Annotated in this window: 16 protein-coding genes; 13 read left to right on the top strand and 3 right to left on the bottom strand. The window is 71.5% G+C overall.

Going from position 1 to position 15,173, the window contains the following annotated elements:
* Positions 1 to 24: 24 nt before the first annotated feature.
* Both OV079_RS42485 and OV079_RS42480 read right to left on the bottom strand, forming a co-directional pair.
* Entirely contained in the window at positions 25 to 1,251 is a 1,227-nt protein-coding gene (locus tag OV079_RS42485; RefSeq protein ID WP_267775447.1) for an OmpA family protein, read from the bottom strand.
* A gap of 29 nt (positions 1,252 to 1,280) precedes the next feature.
* Positions 1,281 to 1,769 carry a DUF4398 domain-containing protein gene (locus OV079_RS42480; RefSeq protein ID WP_267775446.1) on the bottom strand — a complete coding sequence of 163 codons (489 nt, stop codon included), beginning with the start codon at positions 1,767 to 1,769 and terminating at the stop codon, positions 1,281 to 1,283.
* A 673-nt stretch (positions 1,770 to 2,442) separates the two neighbouring features.
* Between OV079_RS42480 and OV079_RS42475 the strand changes: the two genes are divergently transcribed.
* Complete coding sequence (locus OV079_RS42475; protein ID WP_267775445.1) at positions 2,443 to 2,724, top strand: hypothetical protein; 282 nt, start codon at positions 2,443 to 2,445, stop codon at positions 2,722 to 2,724.
* A 634-nt stretch (positions 2,725 to 3,358) separates the two neighbouring features.
* Here the strand turns inward: OV079_RS42475 and OV079_RS42470 are convergent.
* Positions 3,359 to 3,718 (bottom strand): hypothetical protein, encoded by a 360-nt coding sequence (locus tag OV079_RS42470; RefSeq protein WP_267775443.1) that lies wholly within the window; start codon positions 3,716 to 3,718, stop codon positions 3,359 to 3,361.
* Between the two features lie 291 nt (positions 3,719 to 4,009).
* Here OV079_RS42470 and OV079_RS42465 point away from each other — a divergent pair, with 291 nt between their 5' ends.
* The 12 genes from OV079_RS42465 to OV079_RS56660 all read left to right on the top strand — a co-directional run bounded on the left by OV079_RS42465 (position 4,010) and on the right by OV079_RS56660 (position 15,131).
* On the top strand, positions 4,010 to 5,008 hold the full coding sequence (locus OV079_RS42465) for a bifunctional riboflavin kinase/FAD synthetase (protein WP_267775442.1): 999 nt from the start codon (positions 4,010 to 4,012) through the stop codon (positions 5,006 to 5,008).
* A gap of 39 nt (positions 5,009 to 5,047) precedes the next feature.
* Positions 5,048 to 5,473 (top strand): hypothetical protein, encoded by a 426-nt coding sequence (locus OV079_RS42460; RefSeq protein ID WP_267775441.1) that lies wholly within the window; start codon positions 5,048 to 5,050, stop codon positions 5,471 to 5,473.
* Positions 5,474 to 5,695: 222 nt separating this feature from the next.
* Positions 5,696 to 6,592, top strand: a complete 897-nt coding sequence (dapA, locus tag OV079_RS42455; protein ID WP_267775439.1) for a 4-hydroxy-tetrahydrodipicolinate synthase — start codon at positions 5,696 to 5,698, stop codon at positions 6,590 to 6,592.
* Positions 6,593 to 6,624: 32 nt separating this feature from the next.
* On the top strand, positions 6,625 to 7,449 hold the full coding sequence (gene dapB, locus OV079_RS42450; RefSeq protein WP_267775438.1) for a 4-hydroxy-tetrahydrodipicolinate reductase: 825 nt from the start codon (positions 6,625 to 6,627) through the stop codon (positions 7,447 to 7,449).
* On the top strand, positions 7,449 to 7,799 hold the full coding sequence (locus OV079_RS42445) for an ApeI family dehydratase (RefSeq protein WP_267775436.1): 351 nt from the start codon (positions 7,449 to 7,451) through the stop codon (positions 7,797 to 7,799). Before dapB ends, OV079_RS42445 begins: the two co-directional genes overlap by 1 nt.
* A 78-nt stretch (positions 7,800 to 7,877) precedes the next feature.
* On the top strand, positions 7,878 to 9,476 hold the full coding sequence (locus OV079_RS42440) for an NAD(P)/FAD-dependent oxidoreductase (RefSeq protein ID WP_267775435.1): 1,599 nt from the start codon (positions 7,878 to 7,880) through the stop codon (positions 9,474 to 9,476).
* A 96-nt stretch (positions 9,477 to 9,572) separates the two neighbouring features.
* Positions 9,573 to 9,842, top strand: a complete 270-nt coding sequence (locus OV079_RS42435; RefSeq protein WP_267705227.1) for an acyl carrier protein — start codon at positions 9,573 to 9,575, stop codon at positions 9,840 to 9,842.
* A 7-nt stretch (positions 9,843 to 9,849) separates the two neighbouring features.
* Positions 9,850 to 10,410, top strand: coding sequence for a hotdog family protein (locus tag OV079_RS42430; RefSeq protein ID WP_267775434.1), 561 nt, complete (start codon positions 9,850 to 9,852; stop codon positions 10,408 to 10,410).
* Complete coding sequence (locus OV079_RS42425; RefSeq protein ID WP_267775433.1) at positions 10,407 to 11,639, top strand: beta-ketoacyl-ACP synthase; 1,233 nt, start codon at positions 10,407 to 10,409, stop codon at positions 11,637 to 11,639. Before OV079_RS42430 ends, OV079_RS42425 begins: the two co-directional genes overlap by 4 nt.
* A gap of 76 nt (positions 11,640 to 11,715) precedes the next feature.
* Positions 11,716 to 12,582 (top strand): lysophospholipid acyltransferase family protein, encoded by an 867-nt coding sequence (locus OV079_RS42420; RefSeq protein ID WP_267775432.1) that lies wholly within the window; start codon positions 11,716 to 11,718, stop codon positions 12,580 to 12,582.
* Between the two features lie 1,421 nt (positions 12,583 to 14,003).
* Positions 14,004 to 14,270 carry a DUF4398 domain-containing protein gene (locus tag OV079_RS42415; RefSeq protein ID WP_267775431.1) on the top strand — a complete coding sequence of 89 codons (267 nt, stop codon included), beginning with the start codon at positions 14,004 to 14,006 and terminating at the stop codon, positions 14,268 to 14,270.
* A 24-nt stretch (positions 14,271 to 14,294) separates the two neighbouring features.
* Positions 14,295 to 15,131: an OmpA family protein gene (locus tag OV079_RS56660; RefSeq protein ID WP_267775430.1), complete on the top strand. Its 837-nt coding sequence runs from the start codon at positions 14,295 to 14,297 to the stop codon at positions 15,129 to 15,131.
* Positions 15,132 to 15,173 lie beyond the last annotated feature (42 nt).

Here is a 15,173-nt window from a genome sequence, read left to right as displayed (position 1 = left end):
AGGGGGTTCGGCGCGCGGCGCCGATCACTGGATGGTCTTCTTGCAGTCCTTGAGGTTGAACTCCACGCGACGGTTGTTGGCGCGGCCCTCGTTGGTCTTGTTGCTGTCGATCGGCTTCTCCTCGCCCCAGCCGATCGGCTCGAGGCGGGCGGTGTCGATGCCGGCCTTGACCAGGTAGTCGCGCACGCTGTTGACGCGCTTCTGCGACAGGGTCTTGTTGTACTTGTCGGAGCCCTTGCTGTCGGTGTGGCCCTCGATGAAGATCTTGATGTCCGGCGCGGCGTTCAGCGTGTCCTTGACCTCGTCGAGCACCTTGAAGCTCTTCGGGTCGATGTCCCACTTGTTGAACTTGAAGTAGATCTTGTCGGACAGCTTGATCTGGCAGTTGTCGATCTTCAGGACATCCGGGCAACCGTCCTCGTCCTCGACGCCGTCGTAGTCCTCGGGCAGGTTGCGGCAGTCGACCTCGACGCCGTTCTCGGTCTTCTTGTCCTTGTTGATCCACTGGTACGTCCCGTCGGGGTTGCGCACCAGCTCGGCCGCGTCGAGGACCTTGTCCTTGTCGTTGTCGACGTCGGGGCAGCCGTCCTCGTCCTCGAACCCGTCGAAGTCTTCGGGGTCGTTCGGGCACTTGTCGTTGACGTCGAGGATCGTGTCGCGGTCGTTGTCCGGATCGGGGCAGCCGTCCTCGTCCTCGAACTGATCGACGTCCTCCGGCTCGTTGCGGCAGTCGATCGTGCGGCCGTTCTCCGTCTTCTTGTCGTTGGTCGACCAGGTGTAGCTCTTGCGCGCCTCGTCCTTCGTCAGCTTGTCGGCGTCGAGGACCCCGTCCTTGTCGTTGTCCTTGTCGGGGCAGCCGTCGTCGTCCTCGAAGCTGTCGAAGTCCTCCGGGTCGTCGGGGCACTTGTCGGCGATGTCGTCGTAGCCGTCCCAGTCGCGGTCGTTGGCGCCGACCGGCGGGCGGCTGACCACGTTCGGGTCCTTGCAGCGGACCGGGTCGGTCTTCTTGCGGGCCAGCTGCGTGTACAGCTCGGCCTTCTCGGCGTGGTCCTTGCCGCGGTAGTACTCGCCCATCGCCAGCGCGTCGCGCGAGAAGCGGATGTTCGCCTCGGCGATCGCCGTCTCCTTGGGCGCGCAGCCGATCGACTTCGAGCCGTCGGCGATCGCGCCCTGCAGCACCGTATCGGTGCCCTGGACCTTGCCGAGCAGGCGCTCGCCGAGACACCCGAGCCCGACGAAGGAGCTCGCCACCGTGGCGACGACACAAACAGTAAGGCGGTTCACTTGCCACCTCCGACCGACACGCCGGCCTTGACCTCGCCCTTGGCGCCGCCCGCACCGGTCGAGCCGCTCGCCTTCGCGTCGCCGCTCGCCTTGCCGTCACCGGCCGCCTTGCCGTCGCCGGTGGTCCCGGCCGGCAGCTCGTCGGGGGTGGCCACACCCTCGGCGCGCTGGTCCATCTGCCCCTTGCGCCGCATCTCGGCCTTCTTCTTCGCCTCTTCGGCGAGCTGCTTGGCGCGCTCGCCGTAGTCGAACGAGCGCTCGTATTCGCTGTAGCCCATCAAGATCTTCGACTGCTCCAGGTAGGTCACCGAGCCCCAGTACTCATAGGGCGCGTTCTCCTCGGCGCCGGCCGCCTCGGCGTCCGCCACCGCCCGGGTCGACTCCTTGGCCACCTTCTTGAGGTACCCAAAGGGTCCACAGCCCGCGGTACACGCGGCCGCGACGACGATGGGGATCAGCTTGACGAATCGCGTTGTTCGCAGCACCAGAAGGCTCCCTGGTTCGAGATCGTGGCAGGCGTCGGTTTGGAGGGGTCGTAAGATCCGGCTCCGGACCCGAGGGTCATGGAGCCGGGGTGTGCCCGGGCGGGCGCGGCGACTGCCGAAATCGCCGCGACGATACCAGGGGCCGGCGCAAAGGGTCAACAAGCCGACCTCCACCGCCACGGCCCCGTCAGAGCCGCCCTGCACGGGACTTCAGGACGCGGGCCCGCGATGGATCCGCGATTTACCCGCGTCCTGTCCGCGATTTCTCGGTGATTTCGCGGCCGCGGCCGAGTCCCTGCGAGCCGTGGGGAAAAGCCCTCCCGGTCCTCCCGGTCGCTCCTGGCTCTCCTGTGCGCTGACGGGTACGCTGCAAGCCGATGCCGTCACGCCGCCAGCGGCCGCTCTCCGCGCGCCTGGCCGCCCGCCTCGCCGCCGGGATCGCGCTCGCAGCGGCCCTCGCCTGCACCCGGGTCAGCGACACGCCGCGCTTCGAGCCGATCTCCGAGCGCCTCGAGATCCTCGAGACGATCCCCGGCCCCATGGCGGAGGACGTGCCTCCGGGGCCCAGATCGACTTCTGTTTCTCCGGCACCCTCGACCCGCGCGCCCTCGACGACCTCGACGCCTCCCTGCGCTCCGGCCTCGTCACCTTCGACACCCAGCTCGACCTGCAATTGTTCGCCTGGCGCCCGCCGGGCGAGAGCAGCGGCACCGCCGACGCCCCGTGGTGCCCCGGGAGCGTCGTGTCCCTGCGGGCCAAGGAGCCGCTGGTCCCCGGCGTGCTCCACCGGGTCCGCCTGGCCCCCTCCGCGGTCGGCTGGGCCGGCGAACAGCTCGACGTCACCACCCCGGGTGGGTCGCCGACGACGGCGGCCCCCTCTTCATCCTGCAGTTCTACGTCCGCGAGCCCGACGACGACGGCAAGACCGACCCGCCCGAGCCGGCGCCGACCTTGACCGACCTGTTCGCCCCCGGGCAGGTGTTCTCCAGCAACAACCCCGCCTGCAGCTGCCACCGCGACCCCGACGACCTGGCCTACGAGCGCCTCGACCTGTCCTCGCCGCAGGACGCGTTCGCCGGCCTGGTCTTGCCGACCCGCCGGCAGTCGACCGGCTTCCCCATGGTCGTCCCGCGCCGCCCCTCGGAGAGCTTCCTCGTCCAGGTGCTCCTGCGCGACGACGACGGCCAGGCCCTGCACGGCGTCCGCGGCGACCCGATGCCCCCCGACGCCCCCCTGCCCTACCCGGAGATGCTGGCGATCGTCCGCTGGATCGAGGGCGGCGCCCTCCCTGATCCCGGCCGCGCCAGCGAGCACGACCGTGGGCCGTGCCCCGCTCCGGCCGCGCATCGTCGCTTCACCCGAATGGCGACGGCGACCCGGGGCCGCTGGAGTTGCGCGGTCCAGTCCTTGGACCGCCTGATGGGCCGCAGCGGCGGCCAGCGAGCACGACCGTCCGGGCTCGACTTTTCCCCGGCCTCGACGAACAGATCGCTCCTCTTCGGCCAGCGACCACGACCGTCGCCCCGGCCGAGCCCGCGGCGGCGAACCGTGCTCCCTGATCGATCCCCGGAATGGCGTCGGCCAGCCGCTCAGGGTGCCTTGCCGCCCGGGTACTCGGGCTGCTCGAGCTCCCGCAGCGTCGAAAGCATGCCCTGCAGCCGCTTGGCCCGCTCGCGCGCCTGCTCGCGCGTCCGCTCGAAGTCGAGGTCCTTGAGGCCGAGCGCCGAGGCCTTGTCGTACAGCGCCAGCGCCTCTTCCTGGCCTTTGAGACAGCTTTGGATCTGGTCGGCCGAGATCACGTTCTGCCCGAGCTGCTGATCGAAGACCAGCTTGCACGGCCCGCGCTCGGCCTCGCCTTCGGCCTTCATTCCTTGCGTGTACACCTCGCGGGCCGACTCTCCGCAGCCGAATACGAGGATCAACCAGAGCCCGAGCGACAGCCGCGGCATGCTGAAACCCTACACCTTCTCGCCGCAAGCCGCCGGCCCGTCCGCGCTTCCGCTCTCACTCGCCTCAGCCCCCGGCCGCGCCACTGCCTCCTCGACCTCCTTACCGGCGAGCAGCCCGATCTCGCCTCCGTGACGTCACCGTCCCTTCGTGCCCCGGCAAACCCGCCCGTCACGCTCCGTCCTGCTGCGAACCGACCCGCCGACGCCGTCCGGCGCCCCGCGCGTGAGCCAAGCCCCGCGCCGCCCGCGCTCCGCGCCCTCATACGCGTGCTAGCTTCGCCGCCGGTCGCCATGCGCCTCCTGCGGCAGCCCACGCCCCTTCCTCCCGGCACGGCAGCGTGCATCGGCGCCTTCGACGGCCTCCACCTCGGCCACCAGGCGCTCCTGCGCCGCGCCGCCGGCCTGGCCCCGCGGGTCGCCCTCGTCACCTTCGATCCGCACCCCGCCCAGGTCCTCGCCCCCGAGCGCGCCCCGCCGCGGCTGCAGACCCTCGCCCAGCGCGCCCGCGTCGCCGCGGCCCTCGGCGTCGACAGCCTGGTCGTCCTCCCGTTCACCCGCGCCCTCGCCGACACCAGCCCCGACGCCTTCGTCGAGCACCTCTTGCTCGCCGGCCTGCGCCCCGCCGCCGTCGTCGTCGGCCCCGACTTCCGCTTCGGCTCCGGCCGCGCCGGCGGCCCCGACGACCTGCGCCGCGTCCTCGGCCCTGCCGGCGTCCGCGTCGAGGTCGTCGCCGAGGTCAGCCTGCCCGCCGATCCGGCCCAGGCCAAGCTCGGCAGCTCGGGCATCCGGCGCGCCGTCGAGCGCGGCGATCTGCCTGCCGCCGCGGCCATGCTCGGGCGCGCCTACAGCGTCGAGGGCCCGGTCGTCTCCGGCGCCCGCCGCGGCCGCGATCTCGGCTTCCCGACCGCCAACGTCGCTGTCCGCAACCCGCTGCTGCCCCCGCCGGGCGTCTACGCCGGCGCGCTCGCGCTCGTCACCCCCGATCCGGACGCCGGCAAGCTCTGGCCCGCGGTCATGAACCTGGGTCAAAACCCGACTTTCGGCGAGGGCGGGACCCAGACCCTCGAGGTCCACGCGCTCGACGTCGACCTCGGCCAGTCGCTCTACGACCGCCCGGTCGAGGTCGCCTTCGCGGCTCGCCTGCGCCCGGAGGAGCGGTTCCCCTCCGCGGCGGCGCTGGTGGCCCAGATCGCCCGCGACGTCGAGATCGCGCGCCCCCTCCTGACCCCGGCCTGGCTGGCCCACGCGGTCCTCGGCGCCGCCGCCACCTGGGAGGACGACCATGGCTGAAGCGCCCACCCTCGTCAGCGCCACGCTCGCCCACTGTACATGCAGCAGGACCACCTCGAGCAGGCGCGCCGGGTCGTCGCCCGCGTGCTCGCGGCCGATCCGCTGCACGGCCACGCCCTCGCGCTGGCCGATCGCCTGGCCCAGCGCTCGCGCGCGCGCCTCTACGCCGCCTTCCAGCCCGGCCGCGGCGTCGTCGTCCGCTGGCACGACGCCCCCTCGGACCCCGCGCTGCACCTGATCCTCGCCGTCTTCCGCGCCGTCCCGGCTCTGCCCGGCCGCACGAGCACCTGGATCACCTCGACCCGCTGCCCCGCCGACGCCGGCGAGCACACCTTCCCGATCGCCGGCGGCCCGCGCCCGAGCCCGGCCAGCGCCAGCCTGTGTCTGGCCCGCCTCGGCGAAGGCGGCCTGCAGTATTTGGCGGTCCACGAAGCGATCTCCTGGCCCACCCCGCCGGGCCCGTAGCCGCGGGGCCGAGCGCTGGACAGGCGGCGGCCGCCGGCGGCGCTCGATCTCTCTTCGTCTCCCACCGACCCGCGCTCGACCCCGCGGCTCCTCGGCGGTCGCTCGCCGGGCCGCTCGCGCGCGCCCTCGGTGGCGCCGCGCACAACGTTCGCGCGCGTCCGGAGCCGCGCGCGCCCGCGGACGCGCGCGCGCCTGGGAGCCTGTGCTAGTGTCCGCCCGCTCATGTTCCGCGGAGCACTCACCGCCCTGATCACTCCCATGCGGCGCACCGCCGGCGGCGCGTCCGAGCTCGACGAGCCGGCCCTGATCGCCCTCGTGGAGGCGCAGATCGCCGCGGGGATCCACGGCCTCGTGCCGTGCGGCACCACCGGCGAGGCGACCACCTTGAGCGCGGCCGAGCACGTCCGCGTGGTCGAGCTGACCGTCAAGACCGCGCGGCGGCGCGTCCCCGTGCTCGCGGGCGCGGGCGCCAACGACACCGCCCACGCCGTCTCGCTGGCCAAGGCCTGCAAGGCCGCCGGGGCCGACGGCACGCTGCAGGTCACTCCTTACTACAACAGGCCGACCCAGGCCGGCCTCGTCGCCCACTTCCGCGCCGTCGCCGAGGCCAGCGGCCTGCCGGTGGTGGTCTACAACGTGCCCGGGCGGACCGGCTGCGATCTCCTGCCGGAGACCGTCGCCGAGCTGGCCGGCGACCCGAGGATCGTCGGCATCAAGGAGGCCACCGGCGACCTGAACCGGGCCGCGCGCCTGCGCGAGCTGCTGGCCGGGCGCAGCGACTTCGCCCTGCTCTCGGGCGACGACTTCACCGTCTTCCCGTTCCTCGCGCTCGGCGGCCACGGGGTCATCTCGGTCACCTCCAACGTCGCCCCGCAGTGGGTCGCCGGCCTGTGCGACGCCGCCGCGGCCGGCCGCTGGGACGAGGCCCGCGCCCTGCACGACCGCCACTACCCGCTGGCCCGGGCCCTGTTCAGCCAGCCCAACCCGATCCCGGTCAAGGCGGCGGTCGCCCTCCAGGGCCGCTGCACCGACGACATCCGCCTCCCGCTCGTCCCGCTCGACCGCCCCGCCCGCGAGGGTCTGGCCGACACCCTGCGCACCCTCGGCCTCCTGTCCTGAGAGACAGGTCCCAAAGGCCAGACGATACCACCATGACGACCGAACGCCTCGTCCCCATCAGCATCGTCGGCGCCCGCGGGCGCATGGGCAAGACTCTCATCCGCGAGATCGTGCTCAGCGACTCCATGATCCTCGAGGCGGCGGTCGACCGCGAGGGCGGCGCCGGGCTCGGGCAGGACGCCGGCCGGCTCGCCGGGCTGCACGACATCGGCGTGACCGTGGTCGACGAGCTGCGGCCGCGGCGCAACAGCGTCGTCGTCGACTTCTCGCTGGCCCCCGCGACCGAGGCCAACATCCGCCGCTGCGTCGAGGCCGGCGTGCCGCTGGTGCTCGGCACCACCGGCCTGCAAAAGTCCACCCGCGAGCTGCTGCGCAACGCCTCGCGCGAGATCGCCATCGTCAGCGCCGCCAACTTCAGCGTCGGCGTCACCCTCCTCACCAAGATCGCCGGCCTCGTCGCCGGCTCGCTCGGCGAGAGCTGGGACGCCGAGCTGCTCGAGATCCACCACAGCCACAAGCGCGACGCCCCCTCGGGGACGGCCCTGCGGATCGCCAAGGCCGTGGCCAAGGCGACCGGGCGCGAGCTCGAGGGCGTCATGCGCACCGACCGGGCCGGCGAGCACGCCCGTCCGCGCGAGCGCGGCGAGATCGGCGTCGCGGCGGTCCGCGGCGGCGACTCGATCGGCGAGCACACCCTGATGTTCCTCGCCGACGGCGAGCGCCTCGAGCTGACCCACCGCGCCTTCGACCGGGCGATCTTCGCCCGCGGCGCCCTGCGGGCCGCCCGGTGGGTGGCCAGCAAGGCGCCTGGCCTCTACTCCATGGCCGACGTCATCGGCCTCGGCGACCTCGGCTGATGCGCGACCGCTTCGACCTCGAGCTGGTGCGGCGCAACGACACCGCCGGCGGCGAGACCGCGACCTTCGCCGTCGGCGTCCCCGCCGACCTGCTCTATTTCGCCGGCCACTTCCCCGGCGAGCCTGTGCTGCCCGGGGTGGCCCAGCTGGTGGCCCTCGTGCTCGACCGGGTGCAGGCGCTGTGGCCCGAGCTCGGCGAGCCGACGCGGGTCGGCAGGCTCAAATTCAAGCAGCCGATCGCTCCGGGCGACGCGCTCGGGCTCACCGTCGAGCTCGAGCGCGGCGAGGGGGCGCCGCGGGTGCACTTCCAGATCGATCGCGAAGGTCAGGCCTGCACTCCGGGGTCATGACCTTTGCCACGGCGGCCGAATCGCAGGGTTGAGCGCCGGCGCCGTCCATCGGCTATGTCATCACCTCCCGGAGGACTCGTGGAAGCTGTTCGAACCGTCGACGTCGCCGTGCTGGGCGGCGGCCTCGCAGGCAATCTGATCGCCCGCCAACTCCGCCGCCAGGTCCCCGGCTTGTCCGTCGCGCTGTTCGAGAAGAGCACCGAGGGGTCCTTCAAGGTCGGCGAGTCCTCCGTGGAGATCGCCGGCAACTATCTCACCCGGCGGCTCGGCCTCACCTCCTATCTCTACCAGCACCAGCTGCCGAAGAACGGCCTCCGCTTCTTCTTCGACACCCCCGAGAAGAACGCCGAGCTGTACGACATGACCGAGCTCGGCAGCCGCCACCTGCTGCGCCTGCCCTCGTTCCAGCTCGACCGCGCCCGCCTCGAGACCGACCTCCTGCGCATGAACCGGGACGCCGGCGTCGAGGTCCACCTCGGCGCCAAGGCCCACGACCTGGCCCTCTCGCCCGGCACCGAGGCCGGCCCGGGCCAGCACGAGTTCACTGTCACCGAGGGCGAGCAGCAGACCCGGTGGCGCTGCAAGTGGCTGATCGACGCCAGCGGCCGCGCCAGCCTGGTCGCCCGCGATCAAGAGTTGCGCGTCCCGACCGACCTGCCGATCAGCGCCGTCTGGGGCCGGTTCCGCGGCTACGCCGACATGGACGACATGGGCCCGCCGGAGTGGCGCGGCCGCGTGCAGAACACCGCGCGCTTCCTCAGCACCAATCACTTCTGCTACCCCGGCTACTGGATCTGGTTCATCCCGCTGGGCCAGGAGGTCATGAGCGTCGGCTGGGTCGGCGAGAAGGCCCAGTTCAGCGACGCCTGGCGCAAGCCCGAAGGCTTCCTCGAGTTCCTCAAGGGCCACAAGGCCGTGTGGGACCTGCTGCGCGGCGGCGAGGCCGAGCTCGTCGACATCCTCTCGTACAAGCAGCTGGCCTACGGCACCAAGCGGTTCTTCCGCGGCGAGGACCGGTGGTTCCTCCTCGGCGAGGCCGCCGCCTTCACCGACCCCTTCTACAGCCCGGGCAGCGACTTCATCTCGATCGAGAGCGACTACATCGTCGACCTGATCGCGCGCGACGCCGCCGGCGAGAGCCGCGCCGACCTGCGCGAGCGGTCGGACGCCTACGACGAGTTCATGCAGTTCCGGTTCGCCGCCACCGTGCTGCTGTACCGCGACCTCTACTCGGTGCTCGGCAGCTACGAGCTGCTGAAGCTCAAGTGGGACTTCGACATCGCCTGCTACTACAACCTGTGGGCGGCGCCGTTCTTCACCGACCAGCACCTCGACCTGAAGTACTTGAAGAGCGAGCTGCGGCGCAAAGAGTTCGTGCTCCAGGGGCTCGAGAACTTCGCCCGCTTCTTCAAGCAGATCGAGGGCGAGATGCACGCCCGGGGCGGCTACTACCGCAAGAACCTCGGTCAGTACTGCTACCAGCTCGACCTGGTCGACTTCATGGACGACATGTTCGCGCCGCGGCCGCGGCGGCAGGTGATGCGCACCACAGAGGCGATCTTCAACGGCACCCGCGACCGCGGCCTCGCCATCTTGCAGGAGCTGGGGGTCGTCCCCACGCGTGAGGCCCCCGCCCTGCCCCTGTACGAGTTCATGCTCCAAGAACCCCTCGCCTGAGCCGCCGAGCCAGCGGCTCCACGGCCCTCCGAGCCCCCCGGGAGCGCCTTTACCTCCCCGGGCCCTGCAAGTACCATTCGCCGAACGACCCCCAGCATGACGCGCGCGGAAATCTACAATCGGATCGTCGGGATCCTGGTCAAGAGCTTCGAGCTCGACCCGAACGACATCCGCCCCGAATCCCGGCTCTTCGAGGACCTCGACCTCGACAGCATCGACGCCATCGACATGTTCGTCGAGCTCCACGAGGTCACCGGGCGCCGCATCGACGTCCAGGTCGCGCGGAAGATCCGCACCGTCGAGGACATCGTCAAGCTCGTCGAGTCCGAGCTCGCCAGCGCCAACGTGCCCCCGACCCAGGAGTGACGGGCCCGTGGCCTTCCCGCCGCTCGACGAGATCTTGCCGCATCGCCCGCCGATGCTGCTGCTCGACGCGCTCACGGCGGCCGAGGCCGAGTCGGTGACCTGCCGCGCCATGGTGCGGGCGGGCGCGCCGTTCGTCGCGGGCGGGCGGGTCTCCGCGCTCATCGCCCTCGAGTACTTCGCCCAGGCGGTCGCCGCCCTGTTCGCCTACAAGAGCAGGGGCGGCCCGGGGCCGTTCCGCGGCCTGTTGCTGGGCGCCCGCGACCTCGAGCTGGCCGTCTCGCACCTGCGCGTCGGCGACGTCCTCGACGTCCACTGCCGCGAGCAGTGGGCCAGCGGCCCGGTCGCGCAGTTCCAGTGCATCCTCTCGCGCGGCGACGAGCGGCTGGCCACCGGCGCAGTCACCGTCCTGCGCGGTGACCCGGCCGAGTTCGCGGCCGCCTCGCCGGCCGCGGGGGCCGGCAGCGACCTGTCCTCCGGGACACCCGGCAGCGACCTGTCCTCCGGGACATCCAGCAGCCCCCGCCTCGACGGCCGCGACGGCCGTGACCATTCGGAGCCCGCGCCATGAACCCGCGTCGCGTCGTCATCACCGGCGTCGGCATCGTCTGCCCGATCGGCCACAACCTCCCCGAAGCCAGCGCCTCGCTGCGCAGCGGCCGGCACGGCATCGTCGCCATGCCCGAGTGGGGCCGCGTCGAAGAGATGCGGACCCGCCTGGCCGGCGTCGTCACCGGCCTCGAGCTCGAGCGCCGCTGGCACCGCAAGAAGACCCGCACCATGGGCCGCGTGGCCCTGCTGGCCGCCTACAGCGCCGAGCAGGCGCTCGCCGACGCCAAGCTCGACGAGGAGACCCTCGGCTCGGGCGCCACCGGCCTGTCGTACGGCTCCAACTCGGGCTCGTCCGAGGCGCTGGCCGAGTTCTGCACCACCCTGCTCACCACCCAGAGCATGAAGGGCCTGCAGTCGACCAGCTACCTCAAGTTCATGCCGCACACCTGCGCCGCCAACCTGGCCCAGTTCTTCGGCATCCGCGGCCGGGTGGTCCCGGTGACCTCGGCCTGCGCGAGCGGAGCCCAGGCGATCGGTAGCGCCTACGAGGCGGTCAAGTACGGCCTGCAGGACGTCATGGTCGCCGGCGGCGCCGACGAGATGCACTACACGACCGCGGTCACGTTCGACCTGATGTTCGCCACCTCGACGAACTACAACGAGCGGCCCGACCTCAGCCCGCGGCCGTTCGACGCCAAGCGCGACGGCCTGGTCGTCGGCGAGGGCGCCGCGACCGTGGTGCTCGAGTCGTACGAGCGCGCGAAGGCCCGCGGCGCGACGATCTACGCCGAGGTCCTCGGCTTCGGCACCAACTGCGACGGCCTCCACATCACCGCCCCGTCGGAGCAGGGCATGCGCGAGGCGATGCACCGCTCGCTGCGCGACGCCGGCCTCGGCCCCGACCGCGTCGACTACGTCAACGCCCACGGCACCGCCACCGACATCGGCGACGTGGCCGAGAGCAACGCCACCCGCGAAGTGTTCGGCCGCCCGGTCGCGGTGTCCTCGACCAAGAGCTACACCGGCCACACCATGGGCGCCTGCGGGCCCATCGAGGCCGCCTTCTCGCTCTCCATGCTGCGCGAAGGCTTCCTCGCGCCGACGCGCAACCTCGTCGAGGTCGACCCCCGCTGCGCCGACCTCGACTACGTACGTGAGGTCCGTGACGTCCGCCCGGCCATCATCATGAGCAACAACTTCGCGTTCGGCGGCGTCAACACGAGCCTCATCCTCGGCCGGCTCGACTAAAACCGGCCGCGGGCCCCAGCCCGGCGAGGCGCGCCTTGCCCCTCGCTCTATCCCCCGGCCCCTCAGGCAGTCTCGCGTGCCCAAGTTCCTGCGCATCCCCCTGTCCGGCCTCGCGTTCGTCGCCTTCTTCTCGTTCGGCTGCGTCGCCGGCTGGATCGGGCTGCCGATCCTGGCGATGTGGCCGGGCAGCCCGGAGGAGAAGCGACGGCGGATCGAGCGGATCATCTGCGCGATCTACCGCCGCTTCATCGACATCCTGCACATGGTGCGGCTGATCGACTACGCCCGCCCGGAGCTGCCGCCCGACTTCCCGCGCGGCGGCGGCTACGTCGTCATCGCCAACCACCCGTCGCTGATCGACACCCTGATCCTGATGGGCCTGGCGCCCGGCCTGTCGTCGGTGGTCAAGCCGAGCTGGTACAGCTCGTGGATGCTGCGCGTGCTGATGCGCTACGCCGGCCACATCCCGGGGACCGACCGCACGGCGGCGCTGACGGATGGCTCTTCAGACATGTCGCAAGAGGCAGGCTCGGACGGCGACATGCCGGCGGTGGTCGACCGCATGGTGGCGCACCTGCAGGCCGGTCACGCGCTGGTGATCTTCCCGGAGGCGTCGCGCTCGTGGGAGCGCAAGATGCGACGCTTCCGCCGCGGGGCGGTCGAGGCTGCGGTGCGCGCGGGGGTGCCGATCGTGCCGGCGTTCATCTCGGTGAACCCGCCGATGCTGATGAAGCACCAGCCCTGGTACGAGGTGCCCGACCGCCGCGGGGCGTTCCGCGTGGAGTTCTTCCCGGTCATCGAGACGGCCGGCCGCGACCTCGACCCGCGTCAGCTCAACCGCGAGCTGCGGGCGATGTACGACGGCCGCTTCGCCGAGATGCTGCGCGAGCGCGACGCGACCGCCCTGGCCGCGGCGCCGGTGGCTCAATTGCCGCAGACCTGAGCTTCGCGGGGTCTGGCCAAAGGCCATGAATCGCGGCGGTTGGGGTGGGTCGCTTCGCATATTGCCGACTGCGCCTCGCGGGGGGTCGGGGAAGGACCGGCCGCGAGTCAACCGGCAGGATGGACGCTCGTTCCTCGCACCCATCTTGCCTCTAATTCGCGGCCGGCCCTTCCCCGGACCCCTGGCACGGCTGCAGCCGTGAGAGGCCGACCCGCCGTCGTCGGCTCCGATGAACGAATATCGCTTGGAGTCGATCGCCGGGCGCCGGTTCGACGGCCAGGGCTGGCCGCCGAACCGACGCCATCTCGCGTCAATGACGGCGTGTCCTCGCCGCTCGGTGAAGTGTGCTCGCCAGCCAAGCCTGGCCGCCGAACCGACACCATCTCGCATCGACGACGGCGTGCCCTCTCCGCTCGGTGAAGCTTGCTCGCCGCCCAACCGACGCCATCTCGCGTTCATCACGTCGTGTTCTCTCCGCTCGGTGAAGCCTGCTTGCCAGCCAGATCTGGCCGCCAAACCGCCGTCATCTCGCATCGACGACGGCGCGTCCCTCTCCGCTCGGTGAAGCCTGCTTGCCAGCCAAGCCTGGCCGCCGAACCGACGCCATCTCGCCTCCATGACGGCGTGTCCTCCCCGCTCGGCGAAGCCTGCTCGCCAGCCAGATCTGGCTACCGAACCGCCGTCATCTCGCATCAACCACGACGTGTCCTCCCGCTCCGCGAAGCCTGCGCGCTAGCCAGCGCTGACCGCCGAACCGACACCAACTCGCATCAACAACGGCGTGTCCTCCCCGCTCGGTGAAGCCTGCTCGCGGGCCAGGGCTGGCCGCCGAACCGACGCCATCTCGCCTCCATGACGGCGCGTCCCTCTCCGCTCGGTGAAGCCTGCTCGCCAGCCAGGGCTGGCCGCCGAACCGACGCCATCTCGCCTCCATGACGGCGTGTCCTCTCGGCTCGGTGAAGCCTGCTCGCCAGCCAGGGCTGGTCGCCGCGCCGGCACCATCTCGCATCAACAACGGCATGTCCTCTCCGCTCGGTGAAGCCTGCTCGCTGACCCAGAGCGTACGCGCTTCTTCAGAGCGCCCGGATCGTCGACGAAATCGACGCATGTTTCATGGCACTCGAGGCTGTCCGGCCGCCGGGTGAGGATGAACGGGCGGGTCCGGCAGAGCTCCCTTCGGCGGCTCGCCTCTCGTCGCGCAGGCGAGCGGGCGGCGAATGTGCAGTCCGTTGGCTCGGCCGCTCGCTCTCGCGGTCGGGAGGCGAGATTCGAGTCGTCGGGCCCGGTTGATCGCAATCGCGCTCATGTCATAGTTGACTGCGTCGAGTCCTGTCGTGGGAGTTCATATGAGAGCGACATTCATCAGCCTCGTAGTCGTCTTGTTCGCCGCCGGATGCGCGACCGCCCCGGAGTCGCGAGAGTTGACCTCGTCGATCGCCTCGGTGAACACCGCGGAGAAGCTCGGCGCGTCGCAGGTGCCGGAGGCGGCGCGGGCCCTGGAATCTGCCAAGCACGAGGTCGCCTGGGCCCGGGCGCTGATCGTCAACGGGAAGCACGGGCGGGCCCAGCTCATGGCGGAGCGCGCCGAGATCGACGCGGCGCTGGCGATCGCCCTCGTCCGCGAGCACGAGGCCCGGCGGGCGGCCCAGCAGGCGGCGCCTCCGGGTGCGGCGACATCGACCCACTGATCCTCATCCTCGCGGAGGTCCATCGTGACACACCATCGGCTCATCGTTCTCGCAGCGCTCCTCGTCCCGACTGCTTGCGCTCACAAAATCCCGGAGGAGCTCCGCGAAGCCCGCGCGTCGTACAAACAAGCCGCCGCCGATCCGGCCACCCGGAAGGAGACGCCGGCGGAGCTCGACGAAGCGCGTCGCTCGCTGACGCGGGCCGAGCGCTCCTACGTCGTCGAAGGCGACTCCCCGAAGACGCGCGACCGCGCCTACATCGCCACGCGCAAGGCGGAGCTCGCTATCGTGATGGGCCGCACCGCCGATCACGTCGAGGCCGCCAGGAACGCGGAGCTGTGGCAGGCGCGCGAGGCCCTCGCCGCCGAGCAGGCCGAGAACGCCGCCAACGCGTCTCGGCTGGCGACCGAGCAGGAGCTGCGAGCCGAGGCCGAGCAGCGGGCGGCGCTGGCGATCACCGCCCTCGCCGAGATCGCCGCGGTCCGCAGCGAGCCGCGCGGGACGGTGGTGACCCTCTCGGGCAGCGTCCTGTTCGCCAGCGGCAAGTCCGAGCTGCTGCCCTCGGCGACCTCGCGCCTCACCCAGGTCGCCGAGGCCCTGGTCGCCAGCGATCCCGGCGCGCACTTCCTCGTCGAGGGCTACACGGATTCGAAGGGCCGCGCGGACTTCAATCAGCAATTGTCGGAGGCGCGCGCGCAGGCGGTCCGCGACTTCCTGGTCGAACACGGCGTGGCCGCCGATCGCATCGAGGCGCGCGGCCTCGGCGAGACCCAACCGGTCGCCAGCAACGCCACCGCGGACGGCCGGGCCAACAATCGCCGCGTCGAGATCGTCATTCAACCGCCGCCGCCGTCGCAATGATCCTCGCCTCGTCGGCCGGCCCGCGACTCGTCGGTGATCCGA

This window comes from Nannocystis pusilla (assembly GCF_026626665.1).
Classification (GTDB): domain Bacteria; phylum Myxococcota_A; class Polyangia; order Nannocystales; family Nannocystaceae; genus Nannocystis; species Nannocystis pusilla.
Note: the sequence above shows the minus strand (reverse complement) of the source record. Positions and strands in the feature narration are given on the sequence as shown.